We start from the raw sequence: 3,427 nt of genomic DNA on the forward strand, positions 1-3,427 counted from the left end.
CCGAAGGCCGCGACGAGCTGGAAGGCGCCGCTGACGACGAGGTAGACGCCGAAGAGGACGCCGGCCGCGAACAGGGAGGCGCCCGGCCAGACCAGGACCAGGACGCCGAGGACCAGCGACGCGGCCCCGGTGAGCAGGACGATCTGCCAGGCCGCGCGGGACAGAGCGTGCAGCGGGCCCTCGAACGGCGGCTCGGGTTCGTGCCGGTGCGATGCGGCCGTGTGGGGTGGGGCCGCGTGCGAGGGCGTGGCGTGCGACGGGGCGGCGTGCTGGGCGCGGACTCTGCGGTCGTCCTGCTCCGGGTCCCAGGGGGAGCCGGTGGGTGGCTCGGTCATGGACCCAGCTCAGACCCGGCGCGGGCGGCCCGCCACTCGGGACGGGCCGGACAGGTTCCTGGACCGGCCTTCGGCAGGGGAGGGCGGTGCGGTCCTAACCCTTGGCGGCCTTCGCCGCCTTGGCCGCCGCCTTCATCTCCTGCTTGTGCGCCCGCACCTTGACCAGCGACTCCGGGCCGGTGATGTCGGCGACGGACCGGAAGGACTTCGCCTCGCCGTAGGCGCCGGCCGCCTCGCGCCAGCCCTGCGGGCGGACACCGAGCTGCTTGCCCAGCAGGGCCAGGAAGATCTGTGCCTTCTGCTTGCCGAAGCCGGGCAGTTCCTCCAGCCGTCCCAGCAGCTCCGCGCCGGTGGGCACACCGTCCCAGACGGCGCTCGCCTCACCGTCGTAGTGCTCGACGAGGTACTGGCACAGCTGCTGGATCCGCTTGGCCATCGAACCCGGATAGCGGTGCACGGCCGGCTTCTCCGACAGCAGGGCGGTGAAGGCCTCCGGGTCGCGGGCGGCGATGTCGTGCGCGTCCAGGTCGTCCGCGCCGAGCCGGTCGGCGATGGTCCGGGGTCCCTTGAACGCCCACTCCATCGGAACCTGCTGGTCCAGCAGCATCCCGACCAGCGCGGCGAGCGGGGACCGGCCCAGAAGCTCATCGGCCTCGGGATCCTGGGCGAGGTGAAGGGTGACGTCCATACCCTCGATCATGCCGCGCGGGGGGAGGGGACGCGCGCGCTCGCCCGGAGCGGTCCCCGGCCGCCTCCATCGCCGTCAGACCGTCGGTCCGTCAGTCGGCCCGCCAGTACCCCAGCGCGTGCGTCCGCTCCTTCGGGACCGCCAGGTCCTTGCGGACGTAGGCCGACAGCGTGCGGGTGGTCCGGGTGTCGCAGGCGATCCAGACGTACGGGTCCGGGGTGGCCGCCAGGAGTGCGGGCAGCTCGGTCTTCACCCGGTCGACCAGTTCGGCGCGGGGGGTGCGGCGGAGGTCGTGGCGGGCCGGGTCGGTGCGGAAGGGGAGGTCGTCCCCGCCGCCCTCGAACCAGATGGTGGCCGGGGTCGCGCCGAGGGCGTCGAGGAGGGAGTTGATCGCGGGGAGCGAGGCCGGGTCGCCGATCGCGAGGATGCGGGAGGGGGCCGGGGCGGGCTCGGCGAAGCCCGTGCCCTGGACGGTGGCCTCGATGGTGTCGCCGGGCTTCGCGGCCCGCGCCCAGTCGCTGGCGGCGCCCTCGTGCAGGGCGAACTCCAGGGCGAAGGTGCCGGCCGCCGGGTCGGGGTCGACCAGCGTGTAGGCCCGCTGGTGCGGCTTGCCCGCGTTGGTGAACCACAGCCGTACCCACATCGTGGGGTGGACGCCGGTCGCGGCGAGCAGCCCGCCGTCGGTGAGGTGCAGCCTCCGGTAGTCCGGGGTGACCTGCTCGGACCCCGTGACGGTGAAGGTGAAGTCCTTCCCCCGCATCAACTTGAGGACCGCGCCCTCCCAGCCCCTCCCCTGCGCCATGCCTGTTCACCTCTCACGTACGATTCCTGCACCGATTAATTAGGTGAGCCTAACCTAAACGTAAGTGGGGTCGCAGGGTGACGAGTGAGACGGACGGAGCCGCCCGGCAGGCGGAAGGAGAAGCGGAAGGAGAAAACGGGGAGATCTACCGGGACGCCTGGGGCATTCCACACCTGCGGGCCGGCAGCGCCCGTGCCCTCGCCCGCCTCCAGGGCCGGGTCACCGCCCGCGACCGCGCCTGGCAGCTGGAGATCGAGCGGCACCGCGCCCAGGGCACCTCGGCGTCCTTCCTCGGCCCCGAGTCCCTCCCCTGGGACCGCTTCGTCCGCCGCGCCCGCCTCGACGACACCGCCCGCCGCTGCTTCACCACCCTCCAGGAGCGCGACCCCGAGACCGCCGACTGGGTACGGGCGTACGTCGACGGTGTCAACGAAGGCCTGCGCGTGACCCCCGAGTTCGAGCGCGTCGGCCTCACCCCCGGCCGCTGGGAGTCCTGGACCCCGCTGGCCGTCTGGCTCTCCACCCACATCCTCTTCGCCGGCTTCCCCGCCAAGCTGTGGCGCGAGGAGGCCGCCCGCCACCTCGGCGAGGACGCCGTCGGCCTGTTCGCCACCGACGGGCCCGGCACCTCCGGCAGCAACGGCTGGCTCGTCAGCGGCGCACGCACGGTCACCGGGCAGGCCGTCATCGCCGGCGACCCGCACCGCTTCATCGAGGACCCCGGCGTCTACCAGCAGATCCGGCTGGCCTGCGACGAGTTCGACGTCGTCGGACTGGCCGTGCCCGGCGTCCCCGGCATCGCCCATTTCGGACACACCGGCACGGTCGCCTGGGCCATCACCAACGCCATGGCCGACTACCAGGACCTCTACCGCGAACGCCTGCGGCGCACCGGCGCCGGCGTCGAGGCACTCGGCCCGGACGGCGACTGGCGGCGGATCGCCCGGCACACCGAACTCGTCCGGGTCGCCGGTGAGGAGCCCGTCGAGGTCGAGGTGCTGGAGACCGAGCGCGGCCCGGTCATCGCGGGCGGCCCCGAAGGCCTCGACGACGGGAACGCGGACGGCACCGACGACGGCACCCCGCTCGCCCTCGCCCTGCGCTACCCGCCCCGCGTCACCGGCGACCTCGGCTTCTCCGCCCTGCTGCCCCTCCTGCGGGCCCGCCGGGTCGCCGACGTCGACCGCGCCCTCGACATCTGGGCAGAGCCGGTCAACGTCGTCCAGGCCGCCGACACCGAGGGCGGCCTGCTGCACCGGGTCGCGGGCCGCGTGCCCGTCCGCGCGCGGGCCAACCGCACCCGCCTCGTGCCCGCCTGGGAGCCCGGCCACGAGTGGACCGGCTGGCACGAGATGCCCCGCGCAGGAGTCACCGACGGCGTCGCCGTCATGGCCAACCAGCGGGGACCGGCCGCCGGGCTGGGTGTCGAGTTCGCCCCGCCGCACCGCGCCGACCGCATCCGCGCGCTGCTCGAGGAGCGCCGGGAGTGGGCCTCGTCCGGCATGTCCGCCATCCACACCGACACCCACCTCGCCTCCGCCGCGGTGAGGCCGTCGAGGGCGGCCAACTGGCCCAGCAGGGCCGCGGCGGAGGCGAGGTGGG

General features: G+C 74.2%; 4 protein-coding genes. 1 reads left to right on the forward strand and 3 read right to left on the reverse strand.

Annotated elements, in window-relative coordinates:
• The 3 genes from BZL64_RS36225 to BZL64_RS36235 form a co-directional block, all read right to left on the reverse strand.
• Positions 1 to 335 (reverse strand): DUF308 domain-containing protein (locus BZL64_RS36225; protein ID WP_143663418.1); only part of this gene is annotated, 335 nt, incomplete at its 3' end.
• Between the two features lie 94 nt (positions 336 to 429).
• A complete protein-coding gene (locus tag BZL64_RS36230; protein ID WP_086773277.1) occupies positions 430 to 1,023 on the reverse strand; it encodes an HhH-GPD-type base excision DNA repair protein in 594 nt (197 codons plus the stop codon).
• Positions 1,024 to 1,114: 91 nt separating this feature from the next.
• Complete coding sequence (locus BZL64_RS36235) at positions 1,115 to 1,825, reverse strand: siderophore-interacting protein (protein ID WP_086773278.1); 711 nt, start codon at positions 1,823 to 1,825, stop codon at positions 1,115 to 1,117.
• Between the two features lie 143 nt (positions 1,826 to 1,968).
• Here BZL64_RS36235 and BZL64_RS36240 point away from each other — a divergent pair.
• Positions 1,969 to 3,427: penicillin acylase family protein (locus tag BZL64_RS36240; RefSeq protein ID WP_086773279.1), on the forward strand; the 1,459-nt coding region annotated here is incomplete at its 3' end.

Origin of the sequence: Streptomyces bobili, assembly GCF_002154575.1 — a bacterium.
Taxonomy (GTDB): Bacteria; Actinomycetota; Actinomycetes; order Streptomycetales; family Streptomycetaceae; genus Streptomyces; species Streptomyces bobili.